Raw genomic sequence first — 16,723 nt, 5'->3', positions numbered from 1 at the left:
TTGGATGCGACGCACCGCCCCCGTTGGAGGGGTCCCGACGCCCGGCGGAAGAGTTCACTGGGGACGCCCTGGAGGTGACCCTGGCGATCGCCGATTCGTGGGATGGTGAGGCCTTCAAGGCGCCCCCGGAGCCCGGCGCGGAGGGGGAGGGCTACACGGCCCCGTGGCGCGTCCCCGTCTGGCTGGGGCTGGGGGTCTTCGCGAGCGCGGCCGCGGTGGCCGTTTGGCGCGTAGGGCGGATGGGGCGATGAGGCTGTTCCACAAGTTCACCCAACGCCGGAGGCCCGTGCAAAACGCCCTCTGAACGGACTGCGGCAGCCGTCCGATCCTGGGACGGCTGCCGCAACCTGGTGTCGGTCAATGCCCTGGCGTCGGCTGGTCCGTCAGCAGTAGAGCTCCATCGGATACGTCAGGTAGGCGATCTCGTCCAGCTGGTCGGCCGTGACGTAGCCCGACGGCGCGCGCAGCAGCGAGGGGATGCGATTGACGATCGTCGCGCAGGTGTGCTCGACGGTGGCCGGCTTGACGACGTGAAACTCCGCGTTCGGCTCGCCGGTGATCTTCCAGTCGCACATGTCGCCGTCCTCCGGTCCATAGACCTTGCCGATGGTCTCCTCCTCTACGGTGATCCCCTGCATCGTCTCGGCCGTGACGACGGCGGACATCCCGATGCACCGGCCGGCCTTGATGTCCTTGCCCATCGTGCTGCTGTGGAGGTCCTTGTCCGCGGTGTAGGGGACGTGCTTCTGGGAGATGGACTTGATCGTCAGCCCCAGCTTGTTGCAGAGCGCCTCCGTGGCGTTCCATGCGTAGGAGGGCTCAAATTCCGCCGGATGCGCAATCCTGGCCTCAAATTCCTCAGGCGTGAGGTCGCAGCCGTGCGCCTTCGCCAGTGCCATGCCGTATTCGTCCACGTTGTAGCTGTAGGCGCCCTTGATTTTCGTGATCTTGTTGCAGCCGCCGGCCACCATGGCGACCATGTTGATCCAGAAGATGTCCTGCATCCCGGCGCCGGTGATGGTGCAGGCGTTCTCCTTGGCGAGGGCGTCCAGACGGTTGATCTGGGCTGCGGAGGTGGTCCACGGATAGATGGCCTCCTCGCAGGTGGTGATCACGTTGATGCCGCGGGAGACGCACTTTTCCACGTGATCGTAGATGTCCTTGATGAAGCTGAAGAGCGTGACGATGGCCACGTCCGCGTCACACTCGTCCAACACCTTATCCGCGTCGTTGGATATGAGGACGCCCGTCTTGATGCCGAGGCCCGCCCAGTCGCCGACGTCCATCCCGACGATCTTCGGGTTGACGTCGATGGCGCCGACGATCTGGGCGCCGTGCTCGTAGGCGTATCGAAGGGTCTGCTTGCTCATCTTGCCGCACCCATATTGAACGACTTTGACCTTTTTCATAGCGACTCCGCCTCCTGATTATGGTTTTAAATAACCTGACCGCGAGAAGTGGTTCCGGGACCTCTGGATGACCAGATCATAAACCCTGATGCAGGATGAGAGTCAAGCCCTTTGATGAAAAAGTGTCGTTGATCCGTGATCATGCCACCCTGTAATGCGACAAAATAAAATAAGGGCGAACCTGCGAGAAATCACACGCTCGCCCCCCCCAGAAGCGCTCTTTCAGAAAAAATAGTCACCATGGTTCAGAGTTGCCTCAGAGCTGGATGACTCAAGGGTGGCTTTTCCCTGGCTATTGACACCGGAACGCCGGGCGCCTTGACAAAAGGTCTGTCCGGTTATAAAGTATTGCTATTGTTATTTAGTATGTCGCAGTAATAAAACGGGGCTGCAAGGAAGGGTTGATGATGACGTTGGACGCGCTGAGGCGTAAGCCGGTGTTTCGGCACTTTTACGATATCTGCCAGATCCCGCACGGCAGCGGAAACGAGAGGGCGCTGAGCGACCACGTGCTGGCCTGGGCGAAGGGCCTGGGGCTTGAGGCGGAGCGGGACGCGGTGAACAACGTCCTCGTCCGCAAGACCGCCACGCCGGGCCGGGAGGCGGCGCCGGGCGTCCTGCTCCAGGCGCATCTGGACATGGTGTGCGAGAAGGCGCCGGGCGTCGAGCACGACTTCGCGCGGGACCCCATTGAATGGGTTCTGGAGGGGGATTTGCTGTCCACGGGAGGCCGCACCACGCTGGGGGCGGATGACGGCATCGGCGTGGCCATGGCCATGGAGCTGCTTCAGGATGACTCGCTGGAGCACCCGGCCCTTGAGGCTCTCTTCACCGTCGCGGAGGAAACGGACTTCAGCGGCGCGCTGAACTTCGACGCGGGGAAGATCCGTTCGCACTTCCTCATCAACCTGGACCACGCGGAGGACGATTCCCTGCTGTGCGGCAGCTGCGGCGGCATGAGGGTGGACCTCTGCCTTCCCATGACGGCGGAGCCCCTTCCGCCGGGGTTCACAGCCTATCGCCTGGCTGTGTCCGGGCTGCGGGGCGGGCACTCTGGCGAGGACATCCACCGCGGGCGCGGGAACGCCAACGTCCTGCTGGCGCGCCTCTTGATTGCTGCGGAGCGCCGAGGGGCGCGCCTGGCCTCCATCCGCGGCGGCAGCTTTCGCCTGGCCATCCCCAGGGATGCGGAGGCCGTCGTCTGTCTGAATCCCACGGAGGAGTCCGCGCTCAGGGGGGACCTGGCCGCGCTCAGGGAGGACATGCGCCACGAGCTGGCCGTGTCGGGGGACGAGGTGCGCGTGACGTTGGAGCGGGAGCCGGAGGCCCCGCCGGCCGCCGCGGAGCTAGGACCTGTGATCTCCGCCCTGGTCCTGACGCCGGACGGAATCTTTCAGATGAACGAGATGCTGGAGGGGTTGGTGGACACGTCGGACAACCTGGGGGAGGTTCGTTTCGACGGCCGGGAACTGCGCCTGACCCTTGAGCTGCGGTCGGCGCGGGACAGCCTGAGGACGTACCTCTACCAGCGGATGGAGCGCCTTGCGGGGCTGTTGGGCGGGAGTTGTCGGTGCGGCGACCTCTATCCGGGGTGGGAGTTCCGCCCCCGGTCGCCCCTGCGGGAGCTGTGCGTCGGGGCCTATGAGGCACTCTTTGGCGCTGCGCCGCGGGTCCTGACGGCCCATGCGGGGATCGAGGTGGGGTGTCTGCTTCAGCAGAGGCCGGACCTCGACGCCGTGGCTATCGGGCCGAACGCCTGGAGCTTCCATTCGCCCTCCGAGCGGGTGAGCGTCCAGTCCGTCCGGAGGACGCACCAGTACCTCCGCCGCGTGTTGTCGAGCGTGAATTGAGGCAAGGCCCGGCAGGCCGGGCAATTCTACAAATACTTATGTGAAGGGGGATTTTATGATGGATGAGAGGCTGGAGCTGGAACGGGGCGAACGGGGGCCGTCCTTTCTTGAGAGGGTCACGGCGCCTCACACCTACGCGATCCTCTTCTTCCTCGCCGTCCTGGCCGTCGTCGGCACCTGGCTGCTGCCCGCCGGCGAGTTCGACCGCGTGCTCAACGAGGCGGTGGGGCGAAACGTCGTCGTGCCCGGCACCTTTAAGACGGTGGAGCAGACGCCCGTGTCCTTCTTCGGGCTCTTCATCGCGTACATGGAGGGGTTCATCGAAGGAGCGGACGTGGTGGGGTTCGTGTTCTTCGCCTACACCTCCTGGTACGTGGTGCTGAGGACGAAGGCGCTGCACGCGGCGGTGGGGGCCATGCTCCGGGCCTTCGGGGAGAGCCAGCGCCGTTACATCATGCCCTTCTTTCTGTTCGTCTTCGGCTTCTGCGCGTCGATCTTCGGCATGTTCGAGGAGAGCTTCGGCTTCCTGCCGCTGTTCGTGGGCATGGCCATCGCCATGGGCTATGACGGGATGGTCGGCGCGGCCACGGTGGCCGTGGGGGTGGGGATGGGCTACTCCGCGGCCATCATGAACCCTTTCACCGTGATCCTTGCCCAGAAGTGCGCGGAGCTGCCCCTGCTCTCCGGCTGGCCCTTCCGGCTGGTCCTCAGCCTGTCGTTCTTCGCGGTGTCGGCGCTCTACATTGCGCGCTACGCGGCCCGCGTCAAGGCGGACCCGACGCAGAGCCTCCTCCGGGACGTGGACATGGGAGAGCTCCACATGGACCACGACGAGCTCGTTTCCATGAAGTTCACCCTGCGGTATAAGCTGGTGTGCCTCATCTGCCTGGGGGCCGTGGGCGTCCTGATGTGGGGCGTCATCGCTCAGGGCTGGTACTTCAACGAGCTGGGCGCGCTCTTTGTGCTCATGGGCATCCTGGGCGGAATGGTGGGCGGCCTGGGGATCAATGGCACGGCGAAGGCCTTCGCGGACGGCTTCTGCGACATAGCCGCCGGGTGCCTCCTCATCGCCTTCGGGCGCACGATGCTGGTGATCCTGCAGAAGGGGCACATCATCGACACGGTGGCCTACTACTGCTCCCTGCCGCTCTCCGTCCTGCCCAAGTGGCTGGCGGCTGAGGGGATGCTGGTGGTGCAGAACCTCATCAACTTCTTCATCCCCTCCGGCAGCGGGCAGGCGGTCGTCACCATGCCCATCATGGCGCCGCTGGCGGACCTCCTGGGCATCAGCCGTCAGGTGGCCGTGTTGGCGTTTCAGTTCGGCGACGGCCTCTCCAACGTCATGTGGCCCACGGCGGACATCCCCATCATCTGCGCGATCGCCCACATCCCCCTGAACAAGTGGTATAAGTTCTTCCTCCCGCTGTTCGGGATCGGGCTCCTGATGCAGGCCATAGGCATCGCAGCGGCGGTGCTGCTGGGGCTGTAGGGCGCCGCCGGACGCGGCAGAGATTTGGTGAATATGAAGGGAATATGAAGGAGGCGGCCGTCAAACGGCCGCCCCCTTCGTGCGTCACGGGTCGAGCGTGCCCTGCGTTTCCGATCCTCCGACGGGCGGGACGAGGTACACGTCCGTGCGGGGAAAGGGGATCTCGATGCCCTCCTGCCGGAACAGGGAGGCGATGTGATGCCGCATGTCGCTTGCCACCTTCATCGTGGAGGCCGCCATCAGGTCCACCCAGTAGTACATCTCGAACTCCAGGCTGCCCGCCCCGAAGTCCCGGAACAGCACGAAGGGAGCCGGGTCCTTCAGCGCCTTGCTGTGGTCCCGGATGACCTTCATCAGGAGCTCCTCCACGCGGCGCGTGTCCGTGCCATAAGCTACCTGAACCTTCAGCACCTCGCGCTTCTTCACGTCGCTGCCCGTCCAGTTCGTGACGCGGTTCTCCAGCAGATAGCGGTTGGGCACGATGACGTCGAAGCTCTCCCAGGTGCGGATGCGCGTGGAGCGGGAGCCGATGTCCTCGACGATCCCATTGGTGCCGTCAACCTCGATGATGTCTCCCACCTTGAAGGGCCGACTGAAGATGAGGATGAAGCCGCTGATGAGGTTATTGAAGAGGTTTTGGGCTCCAAATCCAATGGCCACCGCTATCGCGCCGCCCAGGAACGCGAAGGCCGTCAGGGGGATGTTGACGATCTGCAGGGCGATGAGGACAAAGGCGAACCACAGGACGTAGAAGACGATGCGCTGCGCTGCGCCGGCCGCCGTGGTCTTTGAGGGGAGGCTGTAGAGGATCCACCGCTGGATCCACCGGCTCCCCCAGGAGCTCAGGAAGAAGCTTGAAACGAACACCAGGAGGGCGGTGATCAGCTTGATGACGGTGACGGCGTAGCCCTCGCCCTCCCAGAGCTTCGTGTTGAGGAAGTCCATGACCGTGGCCTTGCCGAAGCTGCCGACCTTCTCCGCGATGCGCACGGCGTTGAGCTTTTCGCTGGCCTCGTCGTAGAACGTCTGCAGCAGGAAGATCTGGTTCGGGATCAGGGAGGAGTAGAGGTTCAGGACGTTGGTGACGGTGTCCTTCGCGTTCTGGAGGGCCTGGCCGAGGTTCTGCCGGGTCCGACCGTCGGTCCCTTCCGCCTGGGCGGTCATCGTGGCGATGCTGCGCTGAAGCTCACTCTTCATCAATTGGACGGCCTCGAGCTGGCGTTCCAGCTCGGCGATCCTGCTCCTGGCGTCGCTGCGGTATTGCCAGATATCCTGGCCGGAAACCTGGTTGTGAAAGAGCTTGTAGCGCTTCCGCCACAGCTCCTGCGCCTCCCGCAGACAGCGGACCTTGTCCTCCAGGAAGATGGCCGAGTACTCCAGCTTGTTCATGTTGGTCTTGCGCTCCAGGTAGCGCGAAGAGGCAGCGGTGAGGGGCAGAACGTCGGCCGACTTCATAGCGGCGTAGGCCTTCGTCAGGTCGGAGGCCGCGCTCAGCAGCATGCCCCGGCCGTTCTCAAGCTGCGCCGCCGTTTCGTCGATCTCCCGGTCCAGGCTGGCGATGTGGGCGTTGAGCAGGGCCTCCGGGAAGGTGAGCCGCCCCTTGACGGAGGCCAGCTGCGCCCTCATGTCCCGGATGAGCGCGACGTTCGCGTCGCAGATCTGCTTTGCGGCCAGGACCTGGGCCCATGAGGCCGCCATCCTCACGCGGGCCAACTCCAGCTTCAGCTCCTGAAGCTTCGGCGGCGTCGGGGAGCCGTCGTCGGCCACCGCACCGCCCTCCAGGCTCTCGATGTCCGACTGGCTCAGCTTGAGCACGCCAAGCTTGGACTGCAGGTAGAACATCTGCACGTCCAATTCGTTGGTCGCCTTCTGGATACGCATCAGGAGGCCGTCGCTGAAGTCGACGTCGGCTGCTGCCGCGAGGTCTTGCGATGCAGGGAGCTCTGAAGCGTCTGTGGCCCGGGGCGGCTGGCTCTGGAGCATGGAGCCGTAGGCGGACCAGTCCATGCTCAGGTCGGAGAGGAGGCGCGCGTACTGCTCGCGCTGCTCCGCGCTGAAGCCCCAGCCCGCCGCGTCCTCGGAGGCCGTCGCGGCTAGCCCGTCAAGCTGCTTCATGCGCGCGGCGATGTCGATGCTCGTCAGCTTTTCGTCGCCCAGCGCCGCCTCGACGGCAGCCTGACGCTGTGCAATGTCCCTGCTGATCTCCTCCTGTGCCTGAACGACGTCCGTAGGGGGCGTCCAGTCGTCCGCTGCGCCGGCCGCCGTGGGCCGGAGGAGCGGCGTCAGCGCCAGGAGGAGCATGAGGAGAAGCTTCCCGGCCGGTGCGCCGGGGCGTCCTGACGTCATGTCCTCACCTCTTTCGATTCGACGATTCGGGATGAGGCGCCGCTGGCCCTCATCCCGTGCCGTGCTTCATGATAGAATACGCGGTGAACGTGAGGGGACGCCCCATCGAGGGGTTGAAACCCGTTGAAGATTATATCGCATTCGGCAGTCCCCGGTGCGCCGGAGAGGTGCCGAGCGGTAGCGAACGAAGGAGAAAACATCTTTTGACCGATTGTATTCACATCAGGGGTGCGCGGGAGCACAACCTGAAGAACGTGAGCGTGGACATCCCCCGCGGCAGCCTGGTGGTGATCACGGGGCCCTCCGGCTCCGGCAAGTCCTCGCTGGCCTTTGACACGCTCTACGCCGAGGGCCAGCGACGCTACGTGGAGTCCCTGTCCGCCTACGCACGCCAGTTCCTGGGCGTCCAGAAGAAGCCGGACGTGGACGAGATCACGGGGCTCTCCCCGGCCATATCCATCGAGCAGAAGGGGACGGGGCACAACCCGCGCTCCACCGTGGGCACCGTGACGGAGATCTACGACTACTTCCGCCTGCTCTACGGCCGCATCGGCGTCCCCTACTGCCCGCAGTGCGGGAAGCCGGTGGAGCGCCGCTCCATCGACGAGATCGTGGCTCACATCCTGCAGAACGACGCGGGGCAGCGCATCGAGGTCCTCGCGCCGCTGGTGCGCGGCAAGAAGGGCGAGTTCAAGAACCTCCTGACCCAGGTCCGCGAGAAGGGCTACTCCCGCGTGCGCGTGGACGGGGCCACCCTGTACCTTGAGGACGAGATCGACCTGGACAAGCGGAAGCGCCACAGCATCGAGGTGGTCATCGACCGCCTGCGCGTGGCGGAGGACCGCCGGAGCCGCATCGCGGAGTCCGTCGAGGCGGCCATGAGACAGTCGGACGGATACGTGCTCATCGCCGCCGAGGGGGAGAAGGAGTACATGATGACGGAGAAGTACGCCTGCGCGGAGTGCGGCATCGCCATGCCGGAGATCGAGCCGCGCCTCTTCTCCTTCAACAGCCCCTTCGGCGCCTGTCCCGACTGCAGCGGCCTGGGCAGCCACGAGCACTTCTCCGAGGACCTGGTCATCGACCCGGACCGGTCCGTGCTGGAGGGGGCCATCATCCCATGGAAGACGAAGCCCTACTACGTTAAGAAGATTCGGCTCTTTGCGGAGAAGTACGGCTGGGACCTGACGCCGAAGTACGGGGACCTGCCTGAGGCGGTCCGGAGCTTCATCTGGAACGGCAGCGGCGCGGAACGGGTCCCCATGGTGTTCGACGAGGGGGGCGTCGCGCGGCCCTACATGGGGCGCTACGAGGGCGTCGTCAACTGGCTTGAAACCATGCTGAGGGACACGGAGTCCGAGAAGACCCTGGAGGAACTGGCAGCCTATCGAGAAGAGGACGTCTGCCGGGCCTGTGGAGGCCTGCGCCTGCGCCCGGAGGCCCTGAACGTGAAGGTGGGAGGTCACGGCATCGGAGACCTGATGGTCATGCCCATCGACGAGCTGGCCCTGAGGATGCGCCGGCTGGACCTGGGGCGGACGGAGACCAGCATCGTGGAGCAGGTGCTGAGCGAGATACGCCGGCGGCTGGACTTCCTGGTGGACGTGGGCGTGGGCTATTTGACCCTCCTTCGTCGGGCGGACACGCTGTCGGGGGGCGAGAGCCAGCGCATCCGCCTGGCGACACAGATAGGCTCAAACCTCAGTGGCGTGCTCTACGTGTTGGACGAGCCCACCATCGGGCTGCACTCCCGCGACACGGAGCGGCTGGTGCGCTCTCTGGACTCCATTCGGGACCTCGGCAACACCGTGGTGGTGGTGGAGCACGACCGCGAGACGATGAAGGCGGCGGACGCGCTCATCGAGATGGGGCCGGCGGCGGGAGAGTTGGGCGGGGAGGTGCTGCAGAACGGGTCCTACGAGGCGGTGGTGGCCTCAAACGGACTCACGGGGCCCTACCTGCGGGGCGAGGCTTCGGGCATCGTGCGGCGGAGCGAGCGGCGGAGGCCCCAGGGCTGGCTCACGGTACGGGGTGCCGCGCACCACAACCTGAAGAACATCGACGTCAAGATTCCCCTGGGCGCGTTCACCTGTCTCTGCGGCGTGTCGGGCTCCGGCAAGAGCAGCTTCCTCTACGACGTGCTCTACCGCGGCCTCCGGCGCAGGCTGGACCGCGACTTTCGCGAGCGTCCGGGCCGCTTCCGGGCCATCGAGGGGGCGGAGGCGTTCGACAACGTCGTGTTGGTGGATCAGAGCCCCATCGGGCGCACGCCGCGGTCGAACCCCGCCACCTACACGGGGGTCTTCTCCCTGATCCGGGAGTTCTACGCGGGGCTGCCCGGAGCGAAGATACGCGGCTACAACGCGGGGCGCTTCAGCTTCAACGTGAAGGGCGGCCGCTGCGAGGCCTGCGGCGGCGCAGGGTCCATGAAGATATCCATGCTCTTCCTGCCGGACATCTACGTGGACTGCGAGGTGTGCGGCGGGACGCGCTACAATCACGAAACGCTGGAGGTGCGCTTCAAGGACCGGTCCATCGCGGACGTCCTGGCCATGACGGTGGACGACGCCGCGGAGTTCTTCGGAGACATCCCTCGCATCGCGGGCCGCCTGCGGCTGATTCAGGACGCCGGCCTGGGCTACATCCGCCTTGGGCAGTCGGCCCTGACGCTGTCGGGGGGCGAGGCCCAGCGGGTGAAGCTCTCGAAGGAGCTGTCGAAGAAGTTCAGCAGCCGGACGCTCTACCTGTTGGACGAGCCCACGACGGGCCTGTTCTACACGGACGTGAGAAAGCTGATGGAGATCCTCCACCGCATCGCCGACAACGGCAGCACGGTGGTGGTCATCGAGCACAACCTGGACGTCCTGCTGTCGGCGGACCACATCATCGACCTGGGGCCGGAAGGCGGGGAGGGCGGCGGCCGCATCGTGGCGGAGGGCACCCCCGAACAGGTGATGCGGAAAAAGGGGTACACGGCGCGTTTCCTGCGGGAGTACGCGCAGGAGATCGAGGGGGCAGTGGCCCTCAAAGGAGCGTAGGACACATGGCGGAACGATTCAGCGGAGGAAAGGGCGGGCCGCGCCGGAGCGGCGGGGAGGGGCGCAGGCGTCCCGACCTGAGGGGGCCAGGACGCCCCACGGAGGCGCGGCGGGGTCGGTCCCCGCGCGAGGAGGCCCTTCGCAGGCCCGCAGAACGGGCCCTGCCGCCGGACGACGTCTGCTGGGGGCGCCAGCCCGTGCTGGACCTGGTGCGGAACACGCCCTCGCGATGCACGCGGCTCCTGATCGCCAACAACGTTCGGCCGCCCTACCTGGATGAGCTGGTGGACCTGGCACGGGCTGGGCGCGTCGTGTATCAGCTGGTGGCGCCGGAGGCCCTGGACAAGCTCTGCCCCGGAGAACGCCATCAGGGGGTGGCCTGCCGGCTGACGGAAACGGTTCCCGTGGACCTGGAGCCCTTTTTGAAGGCCCTGCCCGCAGAGGCCCCAGCCCTGATCGTGGTGCTGGACCACGTGGAGGACCCCCACAACCTGGGGGCCATCGTGCGCTCCGCCGAGGCTGCCGGGGCTGCCGCTGCGGTCTACTCGCGCCGCCGCTCCGCGCTGCCGGGTGGGACGGTGGTCAAGACCAGCGCCGGCGCCTCACTGCGCCTTCCGATGATCCCGGTGGTCAACGTCGTTCGGACGCTCGCGCAGCTTCAGACCGCGGGCTTCTGGACCGTGGGCCTTGAGGGGCGCGCGGAGGTCAGCCTGTGGGAGGACGAGCTGCCGGCGCGCCTGGCCCTCGTCGTCGGCGCCGAGGGGGAGGGGCTGTCGCGCCTCGTGAGCGAGAACTGCGACCAGTTGCTGCGAATCCCCATCCAGGGTGGCGTGGGGTCACTCAACGCCAGCGTGGCCGCGGCGCTTGGGATGTTCGCGTGGAGCCGGACCCGCGCGTCCGCTTCGGCTCAAGGAGGGGATTAGGTCGTGGAGAAGGACGTCAGGAGAACGGGTATCGCTGTGATTGGAGCGGGAGCCCTGGGGGGCGCCGTGGCGCGCGGACTGGCCAAGGCGGGGTGCCGGGTGACGGCTTCGTGCCCCCATCCGGAACGTCGGCCGGAGGTGGCGCAGGATGGCGTCCAATTGATCGCAGACAACGCCGAGGCGGCCCGCGGCGCGGAGGTGGTGATGTTCGCCCTGAAACCCCACCTGACCCTGGGGGCGGTAAGGGAACTGCGCGACGCCCTAGGGGGGAAACTCTGCGTCTCGCTGGCAGCGGCGGTGTCCCTGTCCCTGCTGGAGGAGGCGGCCCCGGAGGCCCGTTGGACGCGCGTCATGACGAACGTGTGCGCGGCGATGAACGCGGCCTTCAGCGGCGTGGTCGTCTCGAGCGGGTGCGCGCCGGAGGACGGGGAGTGGCTTCGCGCGGCCTTCTCCCTGCTGGGGGACGCGGAGTTTACGGAGGAGGGCAAGCTGGACGCCCTGACCGCCCTGATCGGAGCCGGACCCGCGTTCTTTTTGGAGCTCCTGGAGGGGGCCGCCATGGGGGGCATCCAGGCGGGGCTTCCAAAGGCCCTGGCTTACCGGGGCGCTGCGGCGGCTGCGCTGGGTGCAGCGCGGCTGGTGACGCACTCCGGCCGGGTGCCCTCCGATCTGAGGGATGCGGTCTGTACCCCCGGCGGCATGACCATCGAGGGCGTTGCGGAGATCGAGCGCCGCGGCGTCCGTGGCGTCATGATGGACGCCGTGACGAGCACGGCGCGGAAGGGCAGCGTCCTGACGCAGAACGTCGCGAAGTCCCTGCGCTGAGGCAGGGACTTCGCGGTGGAGCGCGGGGCCGGAGGCGCCTTGACGGGGCGTCCTCGGCCCCGCGCTTCGCATCGGACGGTTATTCCCGGTCAATCCTCGCGCTGCTGGTTCGAGCGGATGTCCTCCAGTTTCTGCCTTCGATGGTGGCGGTTGAACAGGCGCCCCAGAATCCTCTCGGTCTTCTCGGTGAGGGTATAGTTTTCGATCAGGCGGCTCTCCTTCTCCGCGGAGGTTTCACCCCTGAAGGCCGCCTTCAGCATGGCCGGGGAGAGGATGGTGCAGGCGATGATCATGATGATGATCGGGCCAAGGTACTGCTCGTGGATGGCGTGCATGGCGATGCCCTTGTTGGCGACGATCAGCGCGACCTCGCCGCGGCACACCATGCCGAGCCCCGTCTGAACGCACTGCCGATTGGTGAAGCCGCAGAGCTTCGCGCCCAGGCCGCAGCCGATGAGCTTGGAGGCGACGCCCACCAGCACCAGCACCAGCGTGAAGAAGACGAGCCAGCCGGACATGCTGGGGATGGAAACCTCGAGGCCGATGTTGGCGAAGAAGACGGGCGTCAGCAGGAGGTAGCCCATCGTGTCGAACTTGCTGGCGATGTACTGTCCCTTGGGCGCCATGGCGATGATCATGCCTGCGGCGAAGGCCCCCGTGATGTCCGCGATGCCGAACACCACCTCGGCGGTCCAGGCCATGAAGAGGCAGAAGGCAAAGCCCGCCACGGGGTAGCGGCGCAGGTTCCTCTCCGCATTTCGATGGTCCATCCACACCATGGCCCGGTGGTAGGCGACGGCGGCGATGCCCACGAAGGCGAAGAAGCCCAGGAGCCTCACGCCGATGAGCGCCAGGCTCACCTGCTCCCCTCCCATCCCGCTGACGATCGTGAGGCAGATCAGGCCCAAGATGTCGTCGATGAGCGCCGCCGCGAGGATCGTGTTGCCCACCTTCGTGGCCAGCATGTTGATCTCCTTCAGGGCCTCCACGGTGATGGAAACGGAGGTGGCGGTAAGGACGGAGCCCAGGAACAGGGCGGACTCCAAGTTCGTGGCCGGCTCAAAGGCGTAGAGCATCAGCGCCCCCATGCCGAGCGGCGTCAGCACGCCGAGGAGCGCCACGAGGAACCCCGCCTTGCCGGATGCCTTCAGGTCCTTGACGCTGGTCCCCATGCCGGCGGTGAACATCAGGACGATGACCCCCAGCTCCGCCAGCCGGGAGAGGAGCGGCGAGGGCATGAGGCAGAACCGGACGCCGAAGAGGGCGTTCGTGAGCTGTCCCAGCACTGCGGGGCCGAAGATCAGTCCCGCCATCAAGGCGCCCACCACCTGCGGCAGCTGGGCGCGGCGCGAGATGAGGCTGAATATCTTCGTGGATAAGAGAATGACGCAAAGGCTCAAGAGATAAGTGTAATCCAAAGACGATCCCTCCCGTTGATGCGACTGTCGATCGCTGTCCCGTATGCGGGGCATAATGAGCGTTATACCATACTTCCGGAGATTTTAAAAGAAAGGGCTGAAGGGAATTTCCAGCCGTTCCGGGGAGTTCCTTGCGACCTGCTTCGGGACGGCGAGATTACGTTTTTGCCCCCCTTGACTTTACCATCCCCCTTGACGCATACTTACGCGGGGCCTTGGTCGGGGAGTTGGTCTGAACGGCATGGCCCCGCACCCTTTAAGACGGGAGGAGGATCGCCATGTTCGGTTTTTCCTGACGCACTGAGCCGCGGTGCACGGGATGCATCGTTCGGTGCGGTCCTCTGAGGATCGGTCCTGCATCGTAAAGACGATTTCGACAGGCCCCGCCCTCTCGTCCCCCTTCCGTACCGTTCGTTGACCCCCTTGATGGGGTCTTCCCTTCATCTATTTATTTCCATAGCGACACGCGAACGTCCCGTGCCCGACGGCAGGGGAGGTGTTCCGCGTCGCGCAGTCGTGTCATTTTTTAAGTCCTGAGGAGGATTGTGTGTTCATGAAAAAAGCAGTTGCTCTGTTGTTGGTTGCGCTCGTCCTGTTTCCGTCCATGGCCTTCGGCGTCGACGCGAGCCAGGAGGCGAAACGCTTCAAGGTCTGGTTCGACACGGGCGGCGGCCCCGGCGAGTCCTACGGAACCGTGCTGCAGAACGGCGCTGCGGCTGCGGCGCGGGACCTGGACCTTGACATCGCGTTCGTCTACTCCGACTGGAACGCCGAGAAGATGTTGGAGAACTTCCGTCAGGGCCTGACCTCGAAGCCGGACGGAATGGTCGTCATTGGGGTCCCCGGCGACGACGCCTATGAGCCCCTGATCGATCAAGCCTATGCCCAGGGAGCTCTCGTCACCTGCGTTGACACGCCGCTGCCCCGCCTCTACAAAAAGTACCAATCCCGCGGTTTCGGGCTGATCGGCCCGGACAACTACAATCAGGGCAGGATGCTGGCCGAGCGCTGCGTTACGCAGTTCGGCCTCAAGGAGGGAGACCGGGTCATGGTCTGGGGTTTGAAGAGTCTGCCCGGACGCGGGCGGCGCGCCCTGGCCATCCTGGACGTGTTCGAGAAGGCGGGATTGACGGCGGACTACATCGAGATCTCGCCTGAGATCAACAAGGACGCGACGCTGGGCGCTCCGGTCCTGACGGGCTACCTCTCCTCCCATGAGGATTGCAAGCTCGTCGTCATCGATCACGGAGCGTTGACGGCGCAGTCCGGGAACGCCCTCCGGTCCGCGGGGATGGACCCCGACCGCGTGGCGGTGGCCGGCTTCAGCCTCTCCCCTGCGACGGCCGAGGCCATCCGTTCCGGCTACCTGGACCTCGTGGGCGAGGGACAGCCCTACCTCATCGGCTATCTGGCCGTTGTGAATCTCGTTCAGTCGCGCCTCTGCGGATTCGGCGGGCTGGTGATCGACACGGCGGGCGGGTTCGTGGACAAGGACAACATTGAACAGATTGCCCCTCTGGCAGAGAAGGGCGTGCGCTGAAGCGTGGAGGGCGGGAAAGGCGGGGCGGACGCCGCCCTGGTTGAGATGCGGGGCATCCGTAAGTCCTTCGGGAACGTGGAGGCCCTTCGGGGTGTCAACTTCCGCGTGAACGCTGCGGAGATCGTTGGCCTGCTGGGCGACAACGGGGCGGGCAAGTCCACCCTGATCAAGGTGTTGTCGGGCCTCTACGGCGCGGATGCGGGGACGTTTCTCTTTCGGGGCCGGAAGCTCGACTGGACGCGGTCCGGCGTTTCCCGTGCGCGGGGCCTGGGCATCGAAACCGTCTATCAGGACAGGGCGCTGGGCCTGCAGCAGTCCCTGTGGCGCAACGTCTTCGTGGGCCGGCATATTCACTTTAGCAGCTCGCAGTTTCCTGATTGGGGGCTGATCGACGTGGCGGAGGAACGCCGCGTCACCGCGGAGCTCCTGGCGCGCATGGGGCTGGGAGGAGGTCGCCTGACCCCGGACACCCGTGCCGGAGTGTTGTCGGGCGGGGAGCGGCAGGGGCTGGCCATCGGGCGGGCCATGTACTTCGATGCCGAGCTCGTCGTCCTGGACGAACCGACGACGGCCCTGGCCCTGAGCGAGGTGGACAAGGTTCTGGAGTTCATCTGCGGGGTGCGGGAACGGGGAAAGTCCGTGGTGTTCATCACCCACAGCATCGATCACGTCTGGGCGGTGGCGGATCGTTTCGTCGTCCTGTCCCACGGGCTCAACGCGGGGGAGTGGACGCGCGGAGCGCTGACGCTGCCGGAGCTGACAGCGCGTCTGAGGGAGGTCGCGCTATGAACGCAGGCTTTCGGCTGCGCTCGGCCCTTGCGCTCCAGCTTCCCATCACCGCGGTGCTCCTGCTGCTCTGGGGCTTCTTCGTCCTGACCGCGCCCGCGACGTTTCTCTCCCGCTACATCTACCTCTCGTTTATGACGACCATCCCCTTCGTGGCGATCGTCGCGATGGGGATGACCCTGGTGGTCGTGGCCGGGGAGATGGACCTGTCCTTCGCCTCGAACATGGCGATGTCCAGCTTCCTGTTCGCCGTCGTGGCGAAGGCCACGGGGTCCGCAGCGACTGGCCTCGTGGCGGGGCTCGCCGCGGGGGCAGGCATCGGCCTGATCAACGGGCTGGTCGTGGTCAAGACGGGGGTGCCCTCGATCGTCGTGACGATCGGGTTCGATTTCCTCTGGCGGGGCTGCGTGATGTTGCTCTCCGGCGGGCTTGCGGTTGCCTTGCCCTTCGTCCGTCGGCTGCCGTTTACCGCCCTGTTCGTCGGGCGCGTCGGCGGGTTGATCCCCGCGCAGTTTTTGTGGGCTCTGGGGCTGGCCGTCGTCACGGCAGTGATCTTGCACCGCACCTCTTGGGGAGATGCCCTGCGCTTCATTGGCGACGACCGGGAGGTCGCGCGGATGATGGGGCTTCCGGTGGCGCGAGCCCGCGTCGCGGTGTTCGTCCTGCTGGGCCTGACGGCCGCCTTCTCTGGAATTTTGGCGTGCCTGGAGCTGGCCAACTGGTGGCCTACTCAGGGCGAGGGGTACCTTCTGCTGGTCTTCGCCTCCGTGTTCATTGGGGGAACTTCCGTGTACGGCGGCAGCGGCAGCGTCTGGGGTACGACGGCAGGAGCTGCGGTGATCGGCATGATCGAGGCAGGGGTCGTCAGTGCGGGGTGGTCCGGCTTTTGGACGCGCTTCGTACACGGCCTCGTGTTGGTTTGTTCCGTGTCCTTCTACGCCCTGACCGCGCGTCGGCGCGGGAACGGCGTCGGAAGCTGAGTAACCTTAGGGGGGTTCAACATGCACGATATCGACGCCATCTTACAGAAAATGAGGGAGGCCCTTCCCGCCGGTCCGGTGCGGATCAAGGAGGCCGTCGAGGGGGGGCGGAAGGTGGT

Annotated in this window: 12 protein-coding genes; 9 read left to right on the top strand and 3 right to left on the bottom strand. The window is 65.8% G+C overall.

Annotation, left to right across the window (positions count from 1 at the left end; translation table 11 throughout):
- The coding region (locus tag Q0629_RS08085; protein WP_298781181.1) for a hypothetical protein at positions 1–251 on the top strand (251 nt) is incomplete at its 5' end.
- A gap of 132 nt (positions 252–383) precedes the next feature.
- On the opposite strand, the gene Q0629_RS08080 is transcribed toward Q0629_RS08085, so the two are convergent.
- On the bottom strand, positions 384–1,409 hold the full coding sequence (locus Q0629_RS08080) for a dihydrodipicolinate reductase (protein WP_298781179.1): 1,026 nt from the start codon (positions 1,407–1,409) through the stop codon (positions 384–386).
- Positions 1,410–1,813: 404 nt separating this feature from the next.
- On the opposite strand from Q0629_RS08080, the gene pepD reads away from it, so the two are divergent.
- Together pepD and Q0629_RS08070 are read left to right on the top strand one after the other, a co-directional pair.
- On the top strand, positions 1,814–3,259 hold the full coding sequence (gene pepD, locus Q0629_RS08075; protein WP_298781177.1) for a beta-Ala-His dipeptidase: 1,446 nt from the start codon (positions 1,814–1,816) through the stop codon (positions 3,257–3,259).
- A 55-nt stretch (positions 3,260–3,314) separates the two neighbouring features.
- Positions 3,315–4,748 (top strand): TIGR00366 family protein, encoded by a 1,434-nt coding sequence (locus Q0629_RS08070; RefSeq protein ID WP_298781175.1) that lies wholly within the window; start codon positions 3,315–3,317, stop codon positions 4,746–4,748.
- Between the two features lie 84 nt (positions 4,749–4,832).
- Here Q0629_RS08070 and Q0629_RS08065 read toward each other — a convergent pair whose 3' ends face one another.
- Positions 4,833–7,094, bottom strand: a complete 2,262-nt coding sequence (locus Q0629_RS08065) for a mechanosensitive ion channel domain-containing protein (protein WP_298781172.1) — start codon at positions 7,092–7,094, stop codon at positions 4,833–4,835.
- A gap of 203 nt (positions 7,095–7,297) precedes the next feature.
- Here Q0629_RS08065 and uvrA point away from each other — a divergent pair, with 203 nt between their 5' ends.
- The 3 genes from uvrA to Q0629_RS08050 are packed head-to-tail and all read left to right on the top strand — an operon-like array spanning position 7,298 to position 11,880.
- Positions 7,298–10,132, top strand: a complete 2,835-nt coding sequence (gene uvrA, locus Q0629_RS08060) for an excinuclease ABC subunit UvrA (protein ID WP_298781168.1) — start codon at positions 7,298–7,300, stop codon at positions 10,130–10,132.
- A gap of 5 nt (positions 10,133–10,137) precedes the next feature.
- The gene (gene rlmB / locus Q0629_RS08055) at positions 10,138–11,055 is read left to right on the top strand and encodes a 23S rRNA (guanosine(2251)-2'-O)-methyltransferase RlmB (protein ID WP_298781166.1); all 918 of its coding nucleotides are present in this window, start codon (positions 10,138–10,140) and stop codon (positions 11,053–11,055) included.
- Positions 11,056–11,058: 3 nt separating this feature from the next.
- A complete protein-coding gene (locus tag Q0629_RS08050; RefSeq protein WP_298781164.1) occupies positions 11,059–11,880 on the top strand; it encodes a pyrroline-5-carboxylate reductase dimerization domain-containing protein in 822 nt (273 codons plus the stop codon).
- An 89-nt stretch (positions 11,881–11,969) separates the two neighbouring features.
- Here Q0629_RS08050 and Q0629_RS08045 read toward each other — a convergent pair whose 3' ends face one another.
- Positions 11,970–13,298 carry a cation:proton antiporter gene (locus Q0629_RS08045; protein WP_298781161.1) on the bottom strand — a complete coding sequence of 443 codons (1,329 nt, stop codon included), beginning with the start codon at positions 13,296–13,298 and terminating at the stop codon, positions 11,970–11,972.
- A gap of 553 nt (positions 13,299–13,851) precedes the next feature.
- Between Q0629_RS08045 and Q0629_RS08040 the strand changes: the two genes are divergently transcribed.
- Genes Q0629_RS08040 through Q0629_RS08030 form a run of 3 tightly spaced genes read left to right on the top strand, consistent with a single transcriptional unit; the run spans position 13,852 to position 16,604 of the window.
- Entirely contained in the window at positions 13,852–14,838 is a 987-nt protein-coding gene (locus Q0629_RS08040) for a substrate-binding domain-containing protein (RefSeq protein WP_298781159.1), read from the top strand.
- 3 nt (positions 14,839–14,841) lie between these two features.
- Entirely contained in the window at positions 14,842–15,627 is a 786-nt protein-coding gene (locus Q0629_RS08035; protein WP_298781156.1) for an ATP-binding cassette domain-containing protein, read from the top strand.
- A complete protein-coding gene (locus Q0629_RS08030) occupies positions 15,624–16,604 on the top strand; it encodes an ABC transporter permease (RefSeq protein WP_298781154.1) in 981 nt (326 codons plus the stop codon). The genes Q0629_RS08035 and Q0629_RS08030 overlap by 4 nt, the downstream gene beginning before the upstream one ends.
- The last annotated feature ends 119 nt before the right edge of the window (positions 16,605–16,723 follow it).

Source organism: uncultured Fretibacterium sp. (assembly GCF_938030725.1).
Classification (GTDB): domain Bacteria; phylum Synergistota; class Synergistia; order Synergistales; family Aminobacteriaceae; genus Fretibacterium.
The sequence above is the reverse complement of the archived record's forward strand: the minus strand, read 5'-3'. Positions and strand labels throughout refer to the sequence as shown.